The sequence below is a fragment of the Polaribacter vadi genome (assembly GCF_001761365.1).
GTDB lineage: Bacteria > Bacteroidota > Bacteroidia > Flavobacteriales > Flavobacteriaceae > Polaribacter > Polaribacter vadi.
The window spans coordinates 2,658,852-2,681,020 of record NZ_CP017477.1 but is presented as its reverse complement, the minus strand read 5'-3'; the positions used below and the strand labels follow the sequence as shown (position 1 = coordinate 2,681,020).

At 29.2% G+C, this 22,169-nt stretch carries 22 protein-coding genes; 18 read left to right on the top strand and 4 right to left on the bottom strand.

Features of this window, described 5'->3' with window-relative positions; all coding sequences use genetic code 11:
* Positions 1-34 precede the first annotated feature (34 nt).
* The 14 genes from LPB03_RS11585 to LPB03_RS11520 all read left to right on the top strand — a co-directional run bounded on the left by LPB03_RS11585 (position 35) and on the right by LPB03_RS11520 (position 14,560).
* Positions 35-1,024 carry an AAA family ATPase gene (locus tag LPB03_RS11585; protein WP_065319764.1) on the top strand — a complete coding sequence of 330 codons (990 nt, stop codon included), beginning with the start codon at positions 35-37 and terminating at the stop codon, positions 1,022-1,024.
* Positions 1,025-1,142: 118 nt separating this feature from the next.
* Positions 1,143-2,012 carry a DUF58 domain-containing protein gene (locus LPB03_RS11580; RefSeq protein ID WP_065319763.1) on the top strand — a complete coding sequence of 290 codons (870 nt, stop codon included), beginning with the start codon at positions 1,143-1,145 and terminating at the stop codon, positions 2,010-2,012.
* Positions 2,013-2,102: 90 nt separating this feature from the next.
* Positions 2,103-3,101 (top strand): BatD family protein, encoded by a 999-nt coding sequence (locus tag LPB03_RS11575; RefSeq protein ID WP_231953095.1) that lies wholly within the window; start codon positions 2,103-2,105, stop codon positions 3,099-3,101.
* Positions 3,085-4,095 carry a vWA domain-containing protein gene (locus LPB03_RS11570; RefSeq protein WP_065319762.1) on the top strand — a complete coding sequence of 337 codons (1,011 nt, stop codon included), beginning with the start codon at positions 3,085-3,087 and terminating at the stop codon, positions 4,093-4,095. Before LPB03_RS11575 ends, LPB03_RS11570 begins: the two co-directional genes overlap by 17 nt.
* A gap of 46 nt (positions 4,096-4,141) precedes the next feature.
* A complete protein-coding gene (locus LPB03_RS11565; protein ID WP_065319761.1) occupies positions 4,142-4,504 on the top strand; it encodes a four helix bundle protein in 363 nt (120 codons plus the stop codon).
* A 65-nt stretch (positions 4,505-4,569) separates the two neighbouring features.
* On the top strand, positions 4,570-5,616 hold the full coding sequence (locus LPB03_RS11560; RefSeq protein WP_083187226.1) for a vWA domain-containing protein: 1,047 nt from the start codon (positions 4,570-4,572) through the stop codon (positions 5,614-5,616).
* Positions 5,617-5,621: 5 nt separating this feature from the next.
* A complete protein-coding gene (locus tag LPB03_RS11555; protein ID WP_065319760.1) occupies positions 5,622-6,446 on the top strand; it encodes a tetratricopeptide repeat protein in 825 nt (274 codons plus the stop codon).
* Between the two features lie 103 nt (positions 6,447-6,549).
* Positions 6,550-8,370 (top strand): BatD family protein, encoded by a 1,821-nt coding sequence (locus tag LPB03_RS11550; RefSeq protein ID WP_231953094.1) that lies wholly within the window; start codon positions 6,550-6,552, stop codon positions 8,368-8,370.
* Between the two features lies 1 nt (position 8,371).
* The gene (locus tag LPB03_RS11545; protein WP_065319759.1) at positions 8,372-9,124 is read left to right on the top strand and encodes a tetratricopeptide repeat protein; all 753 of its coding nucleotides are present in this window, start codon (positions 8,372-8,374) and stop codon (positions 9,122-9,124) included.
* A 68-nt stretch (positions 9,125-9,192) separates the two neighbouring features.
* Positions 9,193-9,489, top strand: a complete 297-nt coding sequence (locus LPB03_RS11540) for a hypothetical protein (RefSeq protein ID WP_065319758.1) — start codon at positions 9,193-9,195, stop codon at positions 9,487-9,489.
* Positions 9,490-9,574: 85 nt separating this feature from the next.
* Positions 9,575-11,158: a SulP family inorganic anion transporter gene (locus LPB03_RS11535; protein WP_065319757.1), complete on the top strand. Its 1,584-nt coding sequence runs from the start codon at positions 9,575-9,577 to the stop codon at positions 11,156-11,158.
* A gap of 10 nt (positions 11,159-11,168) precedes the next feature.
* Positions 11,169-11,954 carry a putative universal stress family protein gene (locus LPB03_RS11530; protein ID WP_065319756.1) on the top strand — a complete coding sequence of 262 codons (786 nt, stop codon included), beginning with the start codon at positions 11,169-11,171 and terminating at the stop codon, positions 11,952-11,954.
* 90 nt (positions 11,955-12,044) lie between these two features.
* On the top strand, positions 12,045-13,907 hold the full coding sequence (locus tag LPB03_RS11525) for a SulP family inorganic anion transporter (RefSeq protein WP_065319755.1): 1,863 nt from the start codon (positions 12,045-12,047) through the stop codon (positions 13,905-13,907).
* A gap of 17 nt (positions 13,908-13,924) precedes the next feature.
* Entirely contained in the window at positions 13,925-14,560 is a 636-nt protein-coding gene (locus tag LPB03_RS11520) for a carbonic anhydrase family protein (RefSeq protein WP_065320127.1), read from the top strand.
* A 79-nt stretch (positions 14,561-14,639) separates the two neighbouring features.
* On the opposite strand, the gene LPB03_RS11515 is transcribed toward LPB03_RS11520, so the two are convergent.
* Positions 14,640-15,149, bottom strand: a complete 510-nt coding sequence (locus tag LPB03_RS11515) for a CvpA family protein (protein WP_065319754.1) — start codon at positions 15,147-15,149, stop codon at positions 14,640-14,642.
* Between the two features lie 82 nt (positions 15,150-15,231).
* Here LPB03_RS11515 and LPB03_RS11510 point away from each other — a divergent pair, with 82 nt between their 5' ends.
* On the top strand, positions 15,232-15,591 hold the full coding sequence (locus LPB03_RS11510) for a hypothetical protein (protein WP_065319753.1): 360 nt from the start codon (positions 15,232-15,234) through the stop codon (positions 15,589-15,591).
* A 228-nt stretch (positions 15,592-15,819) separates the two neighbouring features.
* Here the strand turns inward: LPB03_RS11510 and LPB03_RS11505 are convergent, their stop codons facing one another.
* Positions 15,820-16,614 (bottom strand): SDR family oxidoreductase, encoded by a 795-nt coding sequence (locus tag LPB03_RS11505; RefSeq protein ID WP_065319752.1) that lies wholly within the window; start codon positions 16,612-16,614, stop codon positions 15,820-15,822.
* A 98-nt stretch (positions 16,615-16,712) separates the two neighbouring features.
* Between LPB03_RS11505 and LPB03_RS11500 the strand changes: the two genes are divergently transcribed.
* The gene (locus LPB03_RS11500) at positions 16,713-18,083 is read left to right on the top strand and encodes a TlpA family protein disulfide reductase (protein WP_170324221.1); all 1,371 of its coding nucleotides are present in this window, start codon (positions 16,713-16,715) and stop codon (positions 18,081-18,083) included.
* A 71-nt stretch (positions 18,084-18,154) separates the two neighbouring features.
* Here the strand turns inward: LPB03_RS11500 and LPB03_RS11495 are convergent, their stop codons facing one another.
* A complete protein-coding gene (locus LPB03_RS11495) occupies positions 18,155-18,514 on the bottom strand; it encodes a YraN family protein (protein ID WP_065319751.1) in 360 nt (119 codons plus the stop codon).
* A gap of 49 nt (positions 18,515-18,563) precedes the next feature.
* Here LPB03_RS11495 and LPB03_RS11490 point away from each other — a divergent pair, with 49 nt between their 5' ends.
* Positions 18,564-18,971: a hypothetical protein gene (locus tag LPB03_RS11490; RefSeq protein ID WP_065319750.1), complete on the top strand. Its 408-nt coding sequence runs from the start codon at positions 18,564-18,566 to the stop codon at positions 18,969-18,971.
* On the opposite strand, the gene LPB03_RS11485 is transcribed toward LPB03_RS11490, so the two are convergent.
* The gene (locus tag LPB03_RS11485; RefSeq protein ID WP_231953157.1) at positions 18,968-19,972 is read right to left on the bottom strand and encodes a S66 peptidase family protein; all 1,005 of its coding nucleotides are present in this window, start codon (positions 19,970-19,972) and stop codon (positions 18,968-18,970) included. The genes LPB03_RS11490 and LPB03_RS11485 overlap by 4 nt on opposite strands.
* A 142-nt stretch (positions 19,973-20,114) precedes the next feature.
* Between LPB03_RS11485 and metG the strand changes: the two genes are divergently transcribed.
* The gene (gene metG / locus LPB03_RS11480; protein ID WP_065319749.1) at positions 20,115-22,163 is read left to right on the top strand and encodes a methionine--tRNA ligase; all 2,049 of its coding nucleotides are present in this window, start codon (positions 20,115-20,117) and stop codon (positions 22,161-22,163) included.
* Positions 22,164-22,169: the final 6 nt, after the last annotated feature.

Below are 22,169 nucleotides of genomic sequence, written 5' to 3'. Positions count from 1 at the left end.
TCGTTAAAATTAACACCTAATACACAATATTATAATGGATGTAGATGTAAGAGCTATTAATGAAAAAATAGAAAGAGAAAGTGCCTTTATAGACATTCTTACTCTAGAAATGAATAAAGTTATTGTTGGGCAAAAACAAATGATAGAAAGTTTGTTAATTGGCTTGCTTGGTAATGGACACATTTTACTAGAAGGTGTGCCTGGTTTAGCAAAAACACTTGCTATTAATACATTGGCTAAAGCTGTAGATGCTTCTTTTAGTAGAGTACAGTTTACGCCAGATTTATTACCTGCAGACGTTGTTGGAACCATGATTTATAACATGAAAGAAAACGACTTTGCTATTAAAAAGGGACCAATTTTTGCAAATTTTGTTTTAGCAGATGAGATTAACAGAGCTCCTGCAAAAGTACAGTCTGCTTTGTTAGAAGCGATGCAAGAACGCCAAATTACTATTGGTGATACTACTTTTAAATTAGATGAACCATTTTTAGTAATGGCAACTCAAAACCCTGTAGAACAAGAAGGAACGTATCCTTTACCAGAAGCACAGGTAGATAGATTTATGCTGAAAGTTGTTATTGATTATCCAAAATTACAAGACGAGCAAATTATTATGCGTCAGAATTTAACAGGCGGTTTTGCTACTGTAAATCCTGTAATTTCTGTTGAGCAAATTATTAGAGCAAGAAAAGCTGCTAACGAAGTTTATATGGATGAAAAAATTGAGAAATATATTCTTGATATCATCTTTGCAACTCGTTATCCAGAGAAATATAATTTACCAGAATTAAAAGATTTAATTAGTTTTGGAGCTTCTCCAAGAGGAAGTATCAACCTTGCAAGAGCAGCAAAATGTTACGCTTTTATTAAAAGAAGAGGCTATGTAATACCAGAAGATGTTAGAGCTGTTGTTTTTGATGTTTTACGTCACAGAATTGGTGTTACCTATGAAGCTGAAGCTGAAAATGTAACGTCTGTTGAGATTATCAACTTAATTATTAATGAAGTAGAAGTACCATAAAGTTAAGTTGGCAGTAAAAACAGTGGCAGTAGGCAGTAGCTTACTTAAACTTGTTATTAAACTGCTTACATGATACTGATGATTGCAAACTGATGAGTGAAGACTGCTTACTGAAAAAATGGATACAAAAGAAATACTAAAAAAAGTTCGTAAAATAGAAATTAAGACAAAACGCTTGTCTAATGATATTTTTGGAGGTGAATACCACTCCTCTTTTAAAGGACGAGGTATGACTTTTTCTGAAGTTCGCCAATATCAATTTGGAGATGATGTAAGAGCAATTGATTGGAATGTTACTGCACGTTATAACGAACCTTATATTAAAGTTTTTGAAGAAGAACGCGAATTAACAATGCTATTAATGGTAGATGTTTCTGGTTCAGAATCTTTTGGAACTATCAATCAATTTAAAAAAGATACAGTTACAGAAATTGCTGCAACTTTAGCTTTTTCTGCAACTCAAAATAACGATAAAGTTGGTTTGATTCTTTTTTCTGATGATATTGAACTTTTTATTCCTCCAAAAAAAGGAAAAAGTCATGTGTTACGAATTATTAGAGAGTTAATTGAGTTTAAACCAAAAAGTAAAAAAACAAATATTAGTGTCGCTTTAAAATTTTTATCAAGTGTGATGAAAAAAAGAGCCATCGTTTTTATGCTGTCGGATTTTATGGATGATGATTATGAAAAAACAGCAAAAATAGCCAGTAAAAAACACGATTTAACAGGAATAAGAGTCTATGATAAACATGATGAGGAAATTCCTAATTTAGGAATGGTGCCAATGTTAGATGCAGAAACTGGCGCAATTCAGTATGTAAATACATCATCAAAATCAACAAGAAACAGTTACAAAGCAAACGCATTAAGACTTACTGATTATTACCTAAATACATTTAAAAGAAGTGGTGCAGGTACTATTAATACAAGAGTTGACGAGAGTTACGTTAAAAAATTATTAGGTTATTTTAAATACAAAGGGAAATAGAAAAAAGCCCATCTTAATCTTCCCAAAGGGAAGAAACACTCAAAAGGTAGATGTTTCGAATATAACAGAGAAAAAAGAGAATTTAAAAAGTTGAAAAAAAGTAATATATATAAAGGTTTTCAGTCAAGTGAAAAATACACACAAGCCAAGTGCTCTCTCTCTTTTGGAAAGAGAGAGAGAGAGATAGGTTTTTTTCTTTTTCTTTTTTGTGGTTTTGTCACTTTTGCTCAAAATTCGGTAGTAAAGTCGCAAGTTGAAACTTCTAGAATTAGAATTGGGGAACAGTTTACATATAGAATTTCTGTAAATGAAACCGATAATGTAATTCTGCCAAAACTTGAGTTAAAAGGCTTAGAAGTTATAGATTCTGCTAAAATAGATACTTTAAATAATATGCTTATTCAGAAGTATATTTTAACGGGTTTTGATAGCGGTGCGTTTTATATTCCTCAACAACAAGTATTCGTAAAAAACCAGGCATATTTAACAGATTCTTTGTTAATAAACGTTGCTACAGTTGCAATAGACACTACAAAAATTAAAAAATTCCCAATAAAATCTATCAAAAAAGAACCATATACGTTTGATGATTTTAAAATGTACATCTATTTATTAATAGCAGCTTTATTAATTATTGGTTTCTGGATTTATTGGTTTGTAATCAGAAAAAGAAAACTTGAAGAAGATGAACCTACTTACATTGCATTACCTCCTTATGAGGAAGCAATGCATAAATTAGGCGAATTAGACGATAAATTATTATGGCAAAATAATAAAGTTAAAGAGTACTATATTGAGTTGACAGAAATAATTCGTGGTTATATAGAGCGTGAATTAAAAGTACCTGCTTTAGAAAAAACTACGGATGAAATTATTGAAACTTTGAATGATTTCCATGATGCAAACACGATTAATACAAATAAAGAAACCCTTAGAAAATTAAAAGCTTTATTACAAGAAGCAGATTTAGTAAAATTTGCAAAATCGAAACCATTAGCTCCAGAAATAGAGGAAGATAGAAAAGACGCTGAAGAAGTAGTTCATAATTTGAAACCAAAACCAATTAGCAAAGATGAAGAACTGGAGTAATTTTGAATTTCTAAATCCTGAGTTTTTATGGCTGCTGATATTAATTCCTTTATTAGCTGTTTGGTATTTCTTTGTCCGTAAAAAAGATGCTGCTGTTTTAACAGTACCAAGCATTAAAGGTTTTAAAACAAAGTCGTCTATTATATCAAAATTAAAACCAATTTTAGGGCTTTTAAGATTATTGGCTTTGGCAGCTATTATTATTGCTTTAGCAAGACCAAGAAATGTATCTGTTAGTAAAAAAACAAAATCTAACAAAGGTATAGATATTGTTATGGCCATTGATGTTTCTGCAAGTATGTTGGCTAGGGATTTAAAACCAAATAGATTAGAAGCTTTAAAGAAAGTTGCAGTAGATTTTGTTGATAGAAGACCAAATGACAGAATAGGTATTGTGGTTTATGCAGGAGAAAGTTTTACACAAACGCCTATTACAAGCGATAAAGGAATCGTAAAACGTACCATTTCTAGTTTGCAATGGGGCCAATTAGATGGTGGAACTGCCATTGGAATGGGTTTAGGTTCTGGTGTAAACAGGTTAAAAGAAAGCAAAGCAAAAAGTAAAGTAATTATTTTATTAACTGATGGTGTAAATAATTCAGGAAATATAGACCCAAGAACTGCTACAGAATTGGCAAAAGAATTAGGTATAAAGGTTTATACAATAGGAATTGGCACAAATGGAATGGCAGATTTCCCTTGGAGTAAAGATCCAAGAACTGGACTTTTAAATTTTAGAAAACAACAAGTAGAAATAGATGAAGCCTTGTTAAAAGACATTGCAAAAGAAACCAATGGAAAGTATTTTAGAGCAACAGATAATGAAACTTTAAAAGAAATTTATGATGAGATAGATAAACTTGAAAAAACAAAAATAGAAGAATTTAAATATTATAATTATCAAGAAATGTATAGAGATTTAGTCTTTTTAGCACTTGGTTTTTTACTATTAGAATTCTTGTTGAGAAATACGTTATTTAAAAGTTTTATATAAAATCATGTGTAATTGTTGAATTGTTTAACTGTGTAATTGAAAAAGTATGTACGTATTTTCATTCGAAAAATTAAAAGTTTGGCAGGAAGCAATTGACTTTTCTGTAGAAATATATAATTTAACAAAAAGTTTTCCTTCGGATGAAAAGTTTGGAGTTACAAGTCAGTTAAAAAGAGCGTCAAATTCAATTTCTGCAAATATTGCAGAAGGCACATCAAGAATTACAAATAAAGATAAAGCACATTTTTCAACAATTGCATTTAGCTCTACAATGGAAGTTTTAAATCATATAATTCTATGTAATAAGCTTCAATTTATAAATGATGAAATTTATTTAGAATTAAGAAAAAGAATTTATAAAATATCAAATATGTTAAATGCTTTAAGAAAATCACAATTAAACAGTTAAACAACAATTACCCAGTTAAAGAACAATTAAACAGTTAAACAATTACACAATTATACCTTTTCACAATGTATCGTTTAGAAGAACCAATTTATTTTTATTTATTAGCAATCATTCCTGTAATGATTGTTGTTTTTCTATTGGTTTTATGGTGGAAAAAAAGAACACAACGTAAATTTTCTAATCCAGAATTATTAGAAAAATTAGCTCCAAATTCATCAACCTTTAAATCGAGTTTAAAGCTGTTGATGTTACTCTTAGGAATTGCTTTTTTAGTAATTTCTTTGGTAAATCCAAAAATGGGTTCAAAATTACAAACCGTAAAAAGAGAAGGTGTAGATATTGTGTTTGCTTTAGATGTTTCTAAAAGTATGCTAGCAGAAGATATTGCTCCTAACAGACTAGAAAAAGCGAAACAAATCATTTCAAAAATTATAGATCAATTAGGTTCAGATAGAATTGGAATTATAATTTACGCTGGTAATGCATATCCACTTTTACCAATCACTACAGATCATGCAGCTGCCAATATGTTTTTGCAAAATGCAAATCCAGATATGGTTTCTAGCCAAGGAACAGCTATAAATGAAGCTTTAGAACTTGCAAAAACGTATTACAATAATGATGATCAAACCAACAGGTTTTTAATTATTATTTCTGATGGTGAAGATCATCAAGAAGAAACAAAACAAGTGGCACAGAATTTGAATAATGAGGGTGTAAAGATATTTACTATTGGAGTTGGTACAGAAAGAGGTGGCCCAATCCCAATGTATTTAAATAACGATATGATTGGTTACAAAAAAGATAACCAAGGAGAAACTGTAATTACCAAAAGAATGCCTGAAGTTTTACAGGAAATTGCAGACGTTGCAAAAGGTAATTATATAGATGGTAATGTTACTGAAAACCCTGTAAAAATAATGGCAGACATTATTGCAAATGCAGAAAAAAATGAATTTGAAACCAAACAATTTTCAGATTATAAAGATCAGTTTCAATGGTTTTTAGGAATAGGTATTATATTTTTACTTTTTGATATTTTCTTGTTTGATAAAAAAACAAAATGGGTGAGAAAAGTAGATTTATTTAACGAAGAAAAAACGAAAAAATAATAAACATGAAAACATACTTAAATATACTTATTGTGTTCTTAATGATCTTTTCATCAAATAAAATTATTGCACAAAAAGATTCAACTGCTTTACAACGTAAAGCTAGAAAAATGGTTAGAGAAGGTAATAAATTGTACAGCCAAAATCAATTTACAGATGCTTCTGTAGCCTATAAAAAAGCGTTAGGAAATAATGCTAATTATGACAAAGCAAGTTATAATTTAGGAAACGCAATGTATCAAAATAAAAATTTTAAAGAAGCTGTTCCTCAATACGAATTATCAGCAAAAACAGCAGAAGATAAGTTTTCAAAAGCAGAAGCTTACCATAATCTTGGCAACACAATGATGGAAACTAAAAACTATCAAGGTGCTGTAAATGCTTATAAAAATTCTTTAAGAAACAATCCTAATGATGATGAAACTCGTTATAATTTAGCAGTTGCTCAAAAAATGCTTGATAAAGAAAATCAAGATAATAAAGACGACAAAGATAACAAGGACAATAAAGACAAGGATAAAAAAGACAAAGACGATAAAGATAAGGACAAAGACAAAAAAGAGGGAGATGATGAAAAGGATAAGAAAGATGATGGAAAAGACGATAAAGATAAAGACGGAAAAGACGAAAAGGATAAAAATAAAGATCAGAAAGACGATCCTAAAAAGGATGATAAAGATCAAAAGCCTAAACAGCAACAAGGAAAAATGTCTCCTGAACAAATTAAGCAGTTGTTAGAAAGCTTAAATAACGAGGAAAAAAAGACACAAAAGAAAATGAATGCTCAAAAAGCAAAAGGTAAAAAAGTAAAACAGGAAAAAGATTGGTAAGAATCTATCTTCAAACTTTCCCTAAAAGAAGTAAGCACCACTTTTTCTCAATAAAAAATAGATCAAATATTTCTTTCCTTTAGGAGAGTCAGAAAGGATTATTATGGATTTAAAAGATTATTTCACAAAGTCAGCATTAAAGGTTACTTTCTTTCCAAATATGGAATTTAGAAAGGGCTATTTGTTTCTTATATTTAGCTTCCTTACATTTTCTGTTTTTGCACAACAAGCAGAATTAGAAGTAAATGTTAGTAAAAATAAATTGGGTTTAAACCAGCGTTTACGAATAGAATTTTCTATAAATAAACAAGGTGCAGACGATTTTACACCTCCAAAATTTAGTGACTTTAAAGTTATTCAAGGCCCAAGCCAATCTGTTAGCCAATCTTGGATTAATGGAAAAGTAAGTTTTTCTCAATCTTACACTTATATTTTACAACCTACAAGAAAAGGCGAATTGATTATTGATGCTGCAAGTATTAAAATTAATGGAACTACATTAAACTCTAAGATGATAAAAATTATTGTTTTAGATGCTATTGATGTTCCTGAAAACCCTAATGATCCAAATTATATTGCAGAACAAAACATTCATTTAGTAGCAGAAATTTCTAAATCTAAACCTTATGTTGGCGAAGGTATTTATGTAGAATATAGATTGTACGTAAGTGAAAATATAAGCGTTTATGACACTTCTGTAACTGAAGCTCCACAATATAATGGTTTTTGGAATCAAGAAATTAAAATAAATGGTTTTCCTGTTAAAATGGGAAAATACAATGGAGAAAATTATAGATATATCGTGCTTCAAAAAGCATTGTTGATTCCAACAAAAACGGGTAGACTTACGTTAGATCCAATGAAAATGGATATTACAATTGGAGTACCAACAGGAAGAGCAGATTTTTTTGGAAACGTAATTACCAAAAATATAAGAAAAGAATTTTCTTCGCCAAAAAAAGTAATTAGTCCAGAAAGCCTTCCTTTTGAAGGAAAACCAGAAAATTTTACTGGAGCTGTTGGTCAATTTAACTTTGATGTTTCTTTAAGTAAAGATATTTTAAAAGCAAACGAATCTTCTCAAATAAAAGTAGTGGTTTCTGGAAAAGGAAACTTAAAATTATTTGAATTGCCTACTGTAGAAACACCTGCTGAATTAGAAAAATATCAACCAGAAAGAAAAGAAAATGTAAGAATTACAACTGATGGTTTGAGTGGTTCTGTAACAGATTCTTATACAGTTGTTCCTCAATATAAAGGTAAATATAAAATACCAAATGTATCTTTCTCTTATTTTAATCCTGATACAAAAAAATACAATACTATAAATACTGAAGATTTATATGTAGATGTTACTGAGGGTAAAGAATTATTAACAAATAATGCTAATTCTGCTGAAAAGAAAAATGTTGTAACAACAGGTAATAATTTTAGGTATATACAAACTCAAAGCACTTTTACAACCTCTGAAAATAACGATTTTTACAAATCGTACCTATTCTATATTTTATTATTACTTCCTTTAGCTATTATACCTATAGGAATTATCATTGCCAAAAACAATGAGAAACGTAATAGTGATCTTGTGGGGCTTAAGTTGAGAAAAGCTGAAAGATTAGCTAAAAAATATTTATCTGAAGCACAAAAGCAATTGGGTAAAAAAGAAGCTTTTTACGAATCTTTAGAGCGTGCTTTACATAATTATTTAAAAGCAAAATTAAATATAGAAATTGTTGATATCAGTAAAGAAAATATTGCTAAAATTCTAGAGAAAAGAAATGTTAATGAAACCTCTATCAAGCAATTTATAGATGTATTAAAAGCTTCCGATTTTGCACGATATACGCCTGTAACAGATACTGAAATGAAGCAAGAATTTGAGAGAGCAAAACAAGTAATCGTTGAATTAGATAAACAGTTATAAAATGAAAAAGGTCCTTTTTTTATTGTTGATAATTGCCAACTCTGTAGTTGCTCAAAATGCTGAGAGTTTATTTTCTACTGCTAATGATTTATATAAAAATAACAAGTACGAAGAAGCTATAGAACTTTACAAAAAAATAGAAACCCAAGGAATGATTTCTTCTGAATTGTATTATAATCTTGGAAATTCTTACTACAAACTAAACAAAGTTGGCCCTTCTATTTATTATTATGAAAAAGCTTTAAAAATAAATCCTTTAAATGAAGATGTGCAAAACAATTTAGTTTTTGCTAAACGTTTGGCTTTAGATAATATTGAAGAATTACCAAAAACTGTTTTTCAAAAGTTTAAAATTAATTATTTACAAAAGCTTTCTTATAACCAATGGGCAATGATTCTTGTTGGCTTTTCCTTTTTGGGAAGTTTCTTTTTTCTTTTATTTTATTTTGCGCATACACCTTCAAAAAAACGTTTCTATTTTGTGAGTTTTTCACTTAGTTTTATCTTTTTATTTATTACTCTTTTTATTACTTTAAATCAATATTCCTTTTATAAAAATAACAAAGAAGCTATTGTTTTTGCAGAAAAAACAGAAGTAAGAAACGCACCAACTTTCAACTCAGAAGAAGTTTTTACCTTACATGAAGGCACAAAAGTTATTGTTTTAGATGCAATTGATAACTGGAAAAAGATTAAATTAGCAGATGGAAAAATAGGTTGGATTATTGCTAATGAGATAAAATTGATTGAATAAATTTTAATTTTATTTAACACACTATTAGAAAAGCTTTCTTATTTTTACAAAAAAAATCCAAATTTAATTTGAGAGCTAAATTAGCACTTTTTTTCACTTTAATATTTTCAATTTTATTGATTGCTCCTACAGTAATTAGTGTGGTTGATGATAGCATAAATCTTTCTTTTCTTCTTAACATGAATGAAGAAGAAGAAGGAAACAACTCTATTAAAGAAATTAAAGTAAAAATAGCTTCAGAAAATGAAAACTCTTTTTTGGTTTTAAATAAAATTCAGAAGAAGAAAAATATTAGTTTTCAATCTAAAAACTATATTTCTGAATATCCTAAAATTACTACTCCACCACCTAAATACTTAATATAACATATCGTTTATTAAGTCAAAAATCAATTATTTTTTAAATTTAAAATACTCTAAATAAATTATTTAGAGTGAAAATCTTTTATATATGTTTAAATATATCAAAAACGATTTACCTGCAAGTGTTGTAGTGTTTTTCGTAGCATTACCTTTATGTTTAGGTATTGCATTAGCAAGTGGAGCGCCTTTATTTTCTGGAGTAATTGCTGGAATTATTGGAGGAGTTGTTGTAGGTGCTCTTAGTGGCTCTAAAATAGGAGTTAGTGGCCCTGCAGCAGGTTTAGCTGCAATAGTATTAACAGCTATTGGTACTTTAGGAGGGTATGAAAACTTTCTGGTAGCAGTAGTTTTAGGGGGAGTTATTCAATTAGTTTTTGGTTTTTTAAAAGCAGGAATTATTGGATATTATTTTCCTTCATCTGTAATTAAGGGAATGTTAACGGGTATTGGTATTATTATAATATTAAAACAAATACCACACTTTTTTGGATATGATTCTGACCCAGAAGGAGATTTTGCTTTCTTTCAAGTAGATGGACAAAATACTTTTTCAGAAATTTTTAAAGCCATTAATAATATTAGCTTAGGTGCTACAATTGTAGGCTTTATAGGTTTGGCTATTTTAATATTTTGGAGTAGTATTTTATCTAAAAAAGGTAAATTTTTTCAAATAATACAAGGTCCGTTAGTAGCTGTGGTTGTAGGTATTGTATATTATTTTGCAACAAGCGAAAATTCTAAATACGGTATTAGTCCACAACATTTAGTAAGTGTGCCTGTTCCAGATAGTTTCGATTCTTTCTTAGATCAATTTAGTTTCCCAAATTTTAGCGCAATCTCAAATCCTCAAATATGGGTTACTGCATTTACAATTGCATTAGTAGCAAGTTTAGAGACATTATTATGTGTAGAAGCTACAGATAAATTAGATCCTCATAAAAATGTAACACCTACCAATAGAGAATTATTAGCACAAGGTACAGGAAATATAATTTCTGGTTTAATTGGTGGTTTGCCAATTACACAGGTAATTGTAAGAAGTTCTGCAAACATACAGTCTGGAGGTAGAACAAAGTTATCTGCAATTATTCATGGTTTTTTATTATTGATCTCTGTGATTTTAATTCCTACTTTATTAAATAAAATTCCGTTATCTGTATTAGCAGCTATATTATTAGTTGTTGGTTACAAATTAGCAAAACCTGCTGTTTTTAAAGAAATGTTACAATTAGGTTGGAAACAATGGATACCATTTACAGTAACAGTTGTAGGGATTGTTTTTACAGATTTATTAGTAGGGATTGGCTTAGGTTTAGCTGTTGGTATCGTAGTTATTTTAATTAAAAGTTTTCAAAATTCTCATTTTCTTCATATTGAAGATAAAAGTAATGGCAAACACAAGATTAAAATGACCTTTGCAGAAGAAGTAACTTTCTTTAATAAAGGTGCTATTTTAAAAGAATTAGATAGTTTGCCAAGAGATACATACTTAGAATTAGATGTAAGAAAAACTAGATATTTAGACAACGATATTATAGAAATTTTAGAAGATTTTGCTTTTAAAGCAAAAGAAAGAAACATTGATATTCAATTAGTTTCAGAAAGAGGAATTGTTGAAAACCCTCCAAGTTATATCGAGTTTTTTAATTTAAGACCTAAAAAATCTGCCTAGAATAATTATTATGAAAAAAATAAAAATATTAATTCTGTCAGATATTAACACATCCACAGAAAAAATTGTTAAGAACGGTTTAAACTTAACAAAAATTTTAGATGGTGAAATTGATTTTTTCTGTGTAAAAAAACCAACAGATATTGTAAAAAAAGAAAGTCAGCTTTCTGTAATGAGAACTATTAATGAAAAATTTTTAGAAGCTGATACTCAAATAAAAAAATTAATAACAGAAATCAATAACGATCATAGTATTGCGATTCATCATCAAGTTTCATTTGGAAATTTAAAAGATGAAATTAGTAATCGAATAAAAGAAACACAACCAGATCTTATAATTCTAGGCAATAAAAATTCTAAAATATTATCATTTTTAGGTGATAATATTTTAGAATTAGTTTTAAAAGAACATCAAGGTACAGTGATGATTGCTTCTGATAAAATTACTTTAGAAGCAAGCTCAGAGTTATCTCTAGGTTTGCTAAATGAATCTAGATTAATAAGTGCAAATAATTATAGAGACACGATAGTATCTTTTGCTAAAAAGCCTTTAATATCTTTTCAAGTAAAGAGTGATACAGTTACTGATCAAAATAAAGACTCAAAACCAGAAAACATGGTTGAGTTCGTTTTTGAAAATGGAGATAACACGTTAACAAACATGGGTAAATATATGTCTAAAAATAATGTCCAATTGTTGTTTGTAAATAGAGAAAGAGACAAAACAAAAGAAGCGAAATATAAATTTGGAAATTTAGCAAAAGAGCTAAATTGCTCAATTATGCTAACCCATTAAATTTTAAAAAACCCTTTTCAAATAATTAATAAATTATCAAAATAGAATCGTTAACTTGGTTTCTCAAAATTTCAAAACAAAAAAAATAGAATGAAAAAATTATTTTCAAACATTAAAGGTGATGCTTTTGGTGGTATTACTGCTGGTATTGTTGCTTTACCTTTGGCTTTGGCATTTGGAGTTTCCTCTGGTTTAGGACCAAGTGCAGGTTTATATGGTGCTATTTTTATAAGTTTTTTTGCTGCTCTTTTTGGTGGAACAAACACACAGATTTCTGGACCAACTGCACCAATGACTGCAGTAAGTATGATAATTATTGCTGGTATTATTGCAGCGAATGATGGAGACGTTTCTAAAGCTTTACCTGCTATTTTAACTGTTTTTTTATTGGCTGGTTTATTTCAAATAGGTTTAGGTTTAATAGGCTTAGGTAAATACATTAGATACATTCCTTATCCTGTAGTTTCTGGTTTTATGACGGCTATTGGTGTTATTATTTTACTGACTCAAATATTACCATCTTTAGGGTATTATCCAAAAGAAGATATTGTATTTGTTGAAACATTTAAACCACAAGCAGAGGAAGTAATTTTAGAAAACATTTTAAAAGAAGAAGCAGGAGAAGGAATATTAGTTTTAGAAAACTTTGAAGAAACCATTAAAAGAGCAGAAAATATTGCACCTGAAGATATTTTAAAAGAATCTCAAACATTAGCTGCTAAAGAAACTTCTGGAGCTTTAGGAGCTATAAAAGCTATTCCAAGAGCTTTGCAAAACATTAATTTATTAGAACTATTACTGGCTCTAGGAACTATTTTTATTATTTATGGCTTTAAACGGATTACAACTAAAATTCCAAGTACACTCGTTGCTTTAGTTGTTGTTTCTGGTATTGCTGTAGGTTTTGGATTAGACTATAGAACCATTCAAGAAATACCAAGTGGAATACCAACAATTAAGTGGGAAATTTTTTCGGGTTTTTCTCTAAATAGCATTAGCCCTTACATTTTTACAGCCTTAACTTTATCACTTTTAGGAGCAATAGATTCACTTTTAACAAGTGTTGTTGCAGATAATATGACCAAAACAAAACACAAACCAAATAAAGAATTGGTTGGGCAAGGAATAGGAAATAGTATTGCTGCTTTGTTTGGTGGTCTTCCTGGTGCAGGAGCAACTATTAGAACTGTTGTAAACATTAATGCTGGTGGTAAAACCAAAATTTCTGGTATGATTGCAGGTATTATGTTACTCGTAATAATGCTAGGCTTAGGACCCATAGCATCTAAAATTCCAGCTGCAGTTTTAGCAGGAATTTTAATAACGGTTGGTATTGGAGTTATGGATTATAAAGGGTTAAAAGCGATACCAAGTTTACCAAAAGATATGAAGTTAGGACCTATAAAATTAAGTTCAGAGGTTTTAATTATGATCGTAGTTTTAATTCTATCTACCTTTTGGAATTTAGTTTATGCTGTAGGAATTGGTTTGGTAATTGCCTCCTTAATGTTTATGAAAAAAATTGGAGATTTAACTGCAGAAAGATCAGATGTTAAATCTTTAAAAGAAGAATCTTGGCCAGATGAAGGACAATTCCCTATCAATTTAAAAGAAGAAGTTTTTATCAAACATATTAAAGGTCCTTTGTTTTTTGGTTCTACTAGCGATTTTCAAGCGCTTTCACTACAAATACCAAACACTGCTAAAACAGTAATTATGCGTTTAGGTAGAATGCAATATATGGATCAGTCTGGCTTATATGCTATGGAAGATATGTTGCAAGATTTAAAAACTAAAAACGTTGAAGTTTTATTTGTAAATTTATTAAAGCAACCAAGATATATGATGGAACGAATTGATATTATTCCAGATTTTATACCAAAAGAACACATCTTCAAAAGCTTTGAAGAATGCATTATTTGGGTAAAAAGAAATATAAAAGACACAGTTTAAAATTAAAAAATATAATTATGCCACACAGAAACAAAGCAATAACAAAAGAAGCACAAGATCAATTAACACCTATGAAAGTGTTACAAGATTTTATAGAAGGTAATGCTCGTTTTATAAGAGATGAAGTTCACACTATAGATCATAAAGCATTAATTTCTCAAACTACAGATGGTCAGCACCCAAAAGCAATTGTTTTATCTTGTATAGATTCTAGAGTTCCTGTAGAGTTAATTTTTGATCAAACAATTGGAGATGTTTTTGTAGCCAGAGTTGCTGGTAATTTTGAAAATACAGACATTTTAGGAAGTATGGAGTATTCTTGTAAAGTAGCAGGGAGTAAGCTAGTTTTAGTTTTAGGACATGAAAGTTGTGGAGCTGTAAAAGCTGCTTGCGATCATGTAGAACTTGGTAATATTACATCTATGTTAAATAATATTCAGCCTGCAGTTAGTTTATCTGAAACTCAAATAAAAGGAAAACACAACTCTTCTAATAATGAATTTTTAAACAAAACTATTGAAAACAATGTTAGTTTAACAATTAAAAGGATTAGAGAGAAAAGCCCTATTTTAAAAGAAATGGAAGAAAATGGTGAAATTAAAATAATTGGTGGTGTTTACCATATTAGCAGTGGAAAAGTAGAATTACTATAATATAAATTTAAAAACTAAAGGCTTGCAATTGCAAGCCTTTTTTTATTGATCTATCTTTTTTTAAATATGATTAAAGCTATTAATCAAACTTTAAAGTAGGGTTTTCTTTATCCATAATAGCAGGAAATAACGTTGGTATTATCGATTTTACTGGACTATAAAGTATAGATTCTTCCAAAGTTTCTTTTTCTACAAAAGGAATCGTTTTGTTGAATTTATCAAACAAAAGAAAAATAACACTTAGGATTAAAGACCATTTTAAAGCTCCAAATATCCCACCTAAAATCTTATTTAATAAGCCTAAAGAACTAATATCTGCCAATTTAGTTAACAATTTTCCTAAAAAAAGAATCGTAAGAATTACTACCAAAAAAGTGATTGCAAAAGAGGCTATTTTATAAGTATTGCTAGACCACTCTAAAACAGAATCTTGAAATTCGGCTTCTACATAATGAGAATAATGAATGGCACAAAATACACCTGCAATTATTGCTACTAATGATGCAACAGAAGAAAAAAGTCCAGTTATAAAACCTCTTACAGCAGCAAAAATTAGAATTACAATAATTATGATGTCAACAATATTCATTTTTTAATAATTTCTGTAAATCTACATCCTTTTTTTACAAATTAAAAATGGGCATTGTATCTTTACACCTTAAATGTTTTTTATGACAAAAGTGAGCGATTTAAAAGAAAAATGGAATTTTTTAGTTGAAAAATTAACCAATGATTTTTCTGAAGGTGATGAATTAAATGTAGATGGAATTCTATATTTAGTGGGTGTGCAAGAATTAGGGCAAGGTTATAGAGAGTTTAAAAAAGACGAAAAAATGAACTTAATGCACATAGCAATCTGCAAATTGTTAGAGCCTTATGGGTATTATGAGTTCGATTATTTTGATGATGATGGTTGGCCACATTATAAAACACTTACAGAATTACCAAATCTAAAACCTGGTGAACAAACTGTGCTAATGAAAGAAGCCATTGTTTCTTATTTTGAAGGTTTGGATTATTTTAAAGACTAAATTATCTTTTAAAATATTTGGCACGAATTCAAGAATTTTGCTAATGTTTAGCACACAAAAATCTGTGTCTTTTAAAAAAAATTAACATCTTTTATTATAAATTATAATACTTTAAATAGCCTGTGGATAAATCCACAGGTCATAATATTTGGTATGTTGTTGGCTTTAGCCAAATTTTAATTTTTAACATCAAATAAAATAATTTGTGAATTAGTGGCTAAAATGCAATCAAGTAACACTCATTTTCTTGATCATTTTAGAAAATATTTTTGGGAAGAAGCGTTTCACATACACCCCTAATTTCTCTTTTGCACCAGAAATGTAAACCTCCTCTTTTCTTTGTTCAATAGCCTTTAGCATTAATTTCGCAAAACGTTCTGGCTGAATTCCGTTTGCTGTAGCAGTATCCATTTTTTGTTGTGGAGTTCCATTCCCTGTTAAGGCATTTTTAGAAATATTGGTATTTATAAAGCCAGGACAAACCAAGGTTACTGCAATATTTTCTTGATGTATTTCTGCTCGTAAACTATCGAAAAAACCATGCAAAGCATGTTTGCTTGCTGCATAACTAGAACGTAAAGGAGTCCCAATTTTCCCAACAATACTTGTTGTTACTACAAAATGTCCGTTTTTATTTTTGATAAAATGAGGTAAAATAGCTTTCGTTAAAGCCACAGTTCCTAAATAATTAATATCCATAATTCTTTTATCAACCAAAATAGTAGTGTCTTTTACCAAAGAACGCTGGCTAATTCCACCATTATTTACCAAAATATCTACAGTACCAAAAGCAGCAATAGCTTCGTCTGCCTTAGATTGTAAATTTGTATAATCTTCTAAATCTAATGTGATAATTTTTACCTTATCAGGATTTTTACAAGCTGCTTTCACCAACGCTAAATCGTCCTTTTTTCTAGAAGATAAAATCAATTTTGCATTTTGGTTTGATAATTCTAAAGCCAACGCTTTTCCAATTCCAGAAGAAGCACCTGTTATCCAAACAATTTTATCAGAAAAAAACATAACATATAATTTAACGTTACAATATAATTCATTTTAAATGAGAAATGTTATTTTTGGTACACTTGTTGACAAATATCTTCATAGAAAAACTGATTAAAATGATAAAAAAAATACTACCAATCTTATTATTGATTTCTTCCATTTCGTATGCTCAACATACAATAAAAGGTGCAATGAGTCCAAAATTAGAAACAGATTGGCTAATTCTTTATAAAATTGAAGGTACAAAGCAAGTCTTTGTAAATAACACCACTTTAAAAACAGATTCTCTTTTAATTGGAGGTAAAAAAGAAGCAGTTAGCTCTTTTGCATTAAAATTACCTGCATCTGCAAAACCAGGAACTTATAGAGCAACCTATGCTTTAGAAGGTGCAACTTTTATTGACTTTTTTTACAACAATGAAGATGTTTCTTTTATTTTTAACCCTGAATATCCACAAGAATCTGTTGCTTATACAGAATCGTCTGAAAATACTCTTTACAACAATTATAATAGAGATATTTCTATGATGCAACAAAGGTTAGACTCTATTCAAATAGCGGTTTTACAAAACCCAAGTTTAGATTTTAAAGAGAAATATAAAAAAGCTTATAGAGATGTAAATGCTGTTCAAAACAAATATGTTGAATCTGCAAAAGGTAAATATGTTGCTCCATTTATAATCGCTAGTGCAAGAAAAAATACTCCAGAAATTTTAAATTCTGCCAATGATTATTTGGCGAATATTAAAAATACTTTTTTCGATTATTTAGATTTTTCGAACAAAACTTTAATGAATTCATCTTTTTTAATAAACAGAGTTTTAGATTATGTGTTTTATATAAATTATGCCGAAGATTTAGAGCAACAACAAGTTCTTTTTAAATCTTCTATTGATACTGTGCTTTCTAAAATTAATAATCAAAGTTATAAGAGAGATATTATTCAGTTTTTAATAGAGCAATTTGAGACTTCTAAAAATTTAGAAATTATAGATTATCTGTTTGAAAAACATTACAATAAATTACCCATAAATTTGCAAGACTCTAAATTCAAAAACGAAAAACAAGCGTTGTTTGCTGCTGAAATTGGCAGAATTGCACCCGATTTTTCTTGGACTGAAAATGGTAGAAACTTAAAGCTATCTACTTTAAATGATGCAGAAAATTATGTTTTAGTCTTTTGGAGTACAGGTTGTTCTCATTGTTTAAGAGAAATTCCTGAATTATATTCGTACATGAAAACCAAGCCAAATACGAAGGTTATTGCGTTTGCTTTAGAGAACGATTCTTATGCTTGGAGCACTTATAAAAACACAAATTTACAAGGTTGGCACAATGTTTTAGGTTTAAATAAATGGGTAAACGAAACAGCTAGAACTTATCAAATAAACTCTACTCCTACATATTTCGTGTTAGATAAAAATAAAAAAATTATAGAAAAACCTAATGAAATTAATGATGTTAAGGAGTTTTTAGAAAAGAAATAAGAATCTTTAAAATTGATATTTTGATTGATAAAAAGATGCTGAAATAAATTCAGCATGACAAGTTAATTCTATTAAAAATACAAAAAAGCATCTTCAAAATGCTCCATTGTAAACTTGTTGTTTTGATGTAAAATAGCAATAATATCAAAACGAACCTCAACATCTAAATCTCTTTGTACCACATAATAATCGATTGCAGAAACTAATAATTTTATTTTTTTAGGGGTGATAAAATCTTGTGGATCTCCAAAATAATCTGAGCTTCTTGTTTTTACTTCAACACCAACTAAAGTGTTTCCTTTTTGTGCAATAATATCTACTTCAGCTTTTAAATATCTGTAGTTTTTTTCAAGGATTTTATAATCGTTTTTGAGTAGATATTCGACTGCAAATTTTTCTCCTTTTTCACCAAGTTCGTTATGTTCTGCCATTTTTTTTAGTCTTCAGTTTTTCAGTAGGCAGTTTGCAGTCATCATTTTGATGAAAATTGCCAAGATTGTTAAATTACAAATTATTGGTTACTTTTATAGAGATATGAAAGCACAAACTTTAATTATATATTTAGAATTCCTAAAAACAGAATGTTTAAGGCATCAAAATGATAAAATAATTACTGATGATGAAATAAATCAATTTAAGATTGAAATAAAAGGATTTATTGATAAAATGAAAAAAACATTACTTTCTCAAGACATCAAAAAGGAAATTTTAAATATCGATTTCAATTTAAATGAAGAAAATCATAATCACTCTAAATTCAAGGTATTTAAACTTATTGGAGGATTTCAAGGTAAAGAATTTAGAGAACAAGAAAATAGAAAACAACGATTTTCAAAACTTTACAATGATATAGACTCAACTTTATTTAAAATAAAAACAATTATTTAGTCTTCAAAAATCACTGAATACTGTTCACTGCCAACTGCCAACTTAATCACTCTCCCAAAAATCATTGCTCTATTTTCTGCTTCATGACCAGCAGGAAAATCAAATAAAACAGGAATATCTTTTGGAATTACATCTAGAATAAGTTGCTCAATAGAACTTCCCCAATTTGTCGTATTTTTTTTGATCAGTGACATATCACCAACAATAACAGCGTTTACCTTGGTAAAATATCCTGCACGTTTTAAACTCTGCAACATTCTATCAATCGAATACTTATACTCGCCAATTTCTTCAATAAATAAAATTTTATTTTCTGTTTTTAACTGACTTTTAGAACCTAACATGGAAGTTAAAATTGCCAAGTTTCCTCCTATTAATTCTCCTTTTATTTCTTTGGATGATGCTTGTGCTGAGCTTGACGAAGTAACTCTATTGTAAGGTGATGATGGTATTTCGTATTTTAAATTTTCACCAAAAAGTGCTTTTTTAAAAGTTGCTATTGTTTCAATAATTTCTTCTGGTTTTTCCTCTAAACTTGTTGGCATCATTGCATGCAAGGTTTCAAAACCTAAATTATGAATATGATTGTGAAACGCAGTAATATCAGAATACCCAATTACCCATTTTGGATTCTTGTTAAATTCAGTAAAATCTAACATATCTAAAATTCTTACAGAACCATAACCACCTCTTGCAGCCCAAATTGCTTTTACCTTTTTATTATCTAAAGCGTCTTGAAAATCTTGACAACGTTCATCATCAGTTCCTGCAAAATGATTATTTTGACTGTAAATATTTTTCCCTATTACAACTTTTAAACCCCAACTTTCTGCTAATTTTTGCGCTTGCTGAATTGTTGCTTGTCTACCTTGTAAAATTCCTGCAGGTGCAACAATAGCAATAGTATCTCCAACTTTTAAATATGGTGGACTTATTAATTTTTCTTGAGCGTTTACTGATGTAATAATCAGTAATAAAGCAATCGTAAAAAGTGATTTAATATTCAAAATGTGTATTGTTTCTTGTTTCTATTAATTTAAATAATTTATTGACGTAAATGTATCAATTTTCAATGGTTATTAAAACGCTGTTTTTTGTACTTTTGCACTTCAATAATAAGTACCTAAAATAAAGAAATATAGGATGAATACTCCAAAAAGATATACAATTACAGCAGCTTTACCTTATACAAATGGTCCAATTCATATTGGTCATTTAGCAGGTGTGTATGTGCCAGCAGATATTTATGCACGTTATTTACGCTTAAAAGGCAAAGATGTTGCCTTTATTTCTGGCTCAGATGAACATGGTGTAGCCATACCAATGAGAGCCAAAAAAGAAGGTATTTCTCCTCAAAATATTATTGATAAATATCATACAATTATTAAAAAATCTTTTGCCGATTTTGGTATTTCTTTTGATAATTATTCAAGAACTTCTGCAGAAATTCATCATAAAACAGCTTCAGATTTTTTTACAAAATTGTATAATGATGGTGAGTTTATTGAAGAAACTTCAGCACAATTGTATGATGCTGAAGCAGATCAATTTTTAGCTGATAGATTTATTGTGGGAACCTGCCCAAAATGTGGCTTTGAAGAAAGTTATGGAGATCAATGTGAAAATTGTGGAACGTCTCATAATGCAACAGATTTAATTAACCCAAAATCTGCAATTACAGGAAATGTACCAACCGTTAAAGAAACAAAACACTGGTTTTTACCTTTAGATAAACATGAAGCTTTTTTAAAAAATTGGGTTGGAAATAAAAAGGACTGGAAACCTAATGTTTTAGGTCAAGTTAATTCTTGGATTAACGATGGTTTAAGACCCAGAGCTGTAACTAGAGATTTAGATTGGGGAATTCCTGTTCCTTTAAAAGATGCTGAAGGAAAAGTTTTATATGTTTGGTTTGATGCGCCTATTGGCTACATTTCATCTACCAAAGAATGGGCAGCAAGAGAAGGTGAAAATTGGGAAGATTATTGGAAAAAAGACGATACTAAACTCGTTCATTTTATTGGAAAAGACAACATTGTTTTTCATTGTATTATTTTTCCATCGATGTTAAAAGCTCATGGAGACTATATTTTACCTGATAATGTACCTGCAAACGAATTTTTAAATTTAGAAGGTAATAAATTATCAACTTCTAAAAATTGGGCAGTTTGGTTACATGAATATTTGGAAGAATTTCCAAATCAGCAAGATGTTTTACGTTATACGTTAACTGCAAACGCTCCAGAAAGTAAAGACAACGATTTTACTTGGAAAGATTTTCAAGCGAAAAACAACAACGAATTGGTTGCCATTTTTGGTAATTTTATCAATAGAGTTGTAGTTTTAACAAACAAATATTATACAGGAATTGTACCTGAACCAAACGATTTTTCAGAAATTGATGAAGACGTTTTAGCGGCTGTTAAGGAGTTTCCAAATATTATTGGAAAATCGATAGAAAGATATAGATTTAGAGAAGCAAGCCAAGAATTAATGAATTTAGCAAGACTTGGTAACAAATATTTAGCTGATGAAGAACCTTGGAAAATGATTAAAGTTGATGCAGAGCGTGTACAAACAATTATGTTTGTTGCTTTGCAAATATCAGCAGCTTTAGCAGTTTTAGCAGAACCATTTTTACCTTTTACAGCGTCAAAATTAAAAGGAATTTTAAATCTTGATGCAAACTTATCTTGGGAAAACATCACCGAAAAAAACGTTTTAATTGATGCAAATCATCAAATAGAAAAAGGTGAATTATTGTTCTCTAAAATTGAAGATAAAACAATTGATGCTCAAATTGAAAAATTAGAAGCAACTAAAATTGCCAACGAGCAAGAGAAAAAAGTAGTTGCTCCTCAAAAAGAAACCATCGATTTTGAAGATTTTACAAAACTAGATATTAGAATCGGAACAATTTTAGAAGCTGAAAAAGTTGCCAAAACTAAAAAGCTTTTAAAACTTAAGGTTGATGTTGGTATTGATGTGAGAACTATTGTTTCTGGAATTGCAGAAAGTTTTTCTCCTGAAGATATTATTGGGCAACAAGTGTCTGTTTTAGTGAATTTAGCACCAAGAAAAATACGTGGTGTAGAAAGCCAAGGAATGATTTTGATGACAGATACTCCTGATGGAAAACTAGCATTTATGGAACCAGGAAAGAAAGTTAAAAACGGACAAGAAGTTAGCTAAAAATAT

Excerpts from the sequence above, each read along its gene's own strand:
- LPB03_RS11505 (WP_065319752.1), bottom strand. The coding sequence starts at position 16,614 with ATGTTTTTTTCTGATAAAATTGTTTGGATAACAGGTGCTTCTTCTGGA.
- LPB03_RS11500 (WP_170324221.1), top strand. The coding sequence starts at position 16,713 with ATGATAAAAAAAATACTACCAATCTTATTATTGATTTCTTCCATTTCG.
- LPB03_RS11560 (WP_083187226.1), top strand. The coding sequence starts at position 4,570 with ATGTATCGTTTAGAAGAACCAATTTATTTTTATTTATTAGCAATCATT.
- LPB03_RS11585 (WP_065319764.1), top strand. The coding sequence starts at position 35 with ATGGATGTAGATGTAAGAGCTATTAATGAAAAAATAGAAAGAGAAAGT.
- LPB03_RS11580 (WP_065319763.1), top strand. The coding sequence starts at position 1,143 with ATGGATACAAAAGAAATACTAAAAAAAGTTCGTAAAATAGAAATTAAG.
- LPB03_RS11520 (WP_065320127.1), top strand. The coding sequence starts at position 13,925 with ATGCCACACAGAAACAAAGCAATAACAAAAGAAGCACAAGATCAATTA.
- LPB03_RS11490 (WP_065319750.1), top strand. The coding sequence starts at position 18,564 with ATGAAAATTGCCAAGATTGTTAAATTACAAATTATTGGTTACTTTTAT.
- LPB03_RS11530 (WP_065319756.1), top strand. The coding sequence starts at position 11,169 with ATGAAAAAAATAAAAATATTAATTCTGTCAGATATTAACACATCCACA.
- LPB03_RS11535 (WP_065319757.1), top strand. The coding sequence starts at position 9,575 with ATGTTTAAATATATCAAAAACGATTTACCTGCAAGTGTTGTAGTGTTT.
- LPB03_RS11510 (WP_065319753.1), top strand. The coding sequence starts at position 15,232 with ATGACAAAAGTGAGCGATTTAAAAGAAAAATGGAATTTTTTAGTTGAA.
- LPB03_RS11515 (WP_065319754.1), bottom strand. The coding sequence starts at position 15,149 with ATGAATATTGTTGACATCATAATTATTGTAATTCTAATTTTTGCTGCT.
- LPB03_RS11550 (WP_231953094.1), top strand. The coding sequence starts at position 6,550 with ATGGATTTAAAAGATTATTTCACAAAGTCAGCATTAAAGGTTACTTTC.
- LPB03_RS11525 (WP_065319755.1), top strand. The coding sequence starts at position 12,045 with ATGAAAAAATTATTTTCAAACATTAAAGGTGATGCTTTTGGTGGTATT.
- LPB03_RS11545 (WP_065319759.1), top strand. The coding sequence starts at position 8,372 with ATGAAAAAGGTCCTTTTTTTATTGTTGATAATTGCCAACTCTGTAGTT.
- metG (WP_065319749.1), top strand. The coding sequence starts at position 20,115 with ATGAATACTCCAAAAAGATATACAATTACAGCAGCTTTACCTTATACA.
- LPB03_RS11555 (WP_065319760.1), top strand. The coding sequence starts at position 5,622 with ATGAAAACATACTTAAATATACTTATTGTGTTCTTAATGATCTTTTCA.
- LPB03_RS11495 (WP_065319751.1), bottom strand. The coding sequence starts at position 18,514 with ATGGCAGAACATAACGAACTTGGTGAAAAAGGAGAAAAATTTGCAGTC.
- LPB03_RS11565 (WP_065319761.1), top strand. The coding sequence starts at position 4,142 with ATGTACGTATTTTCATTCGAAAAATTAAAAGTTTGGCAGGAAGCAATT.
- LPB03_RS11570 (WP_065319762.1), top strand. The coding sequence starts at position 3,085 with ATGAAGAACTGGAGTAATTTTGAATTTCTAAATCCTGAGTTTTTATGG.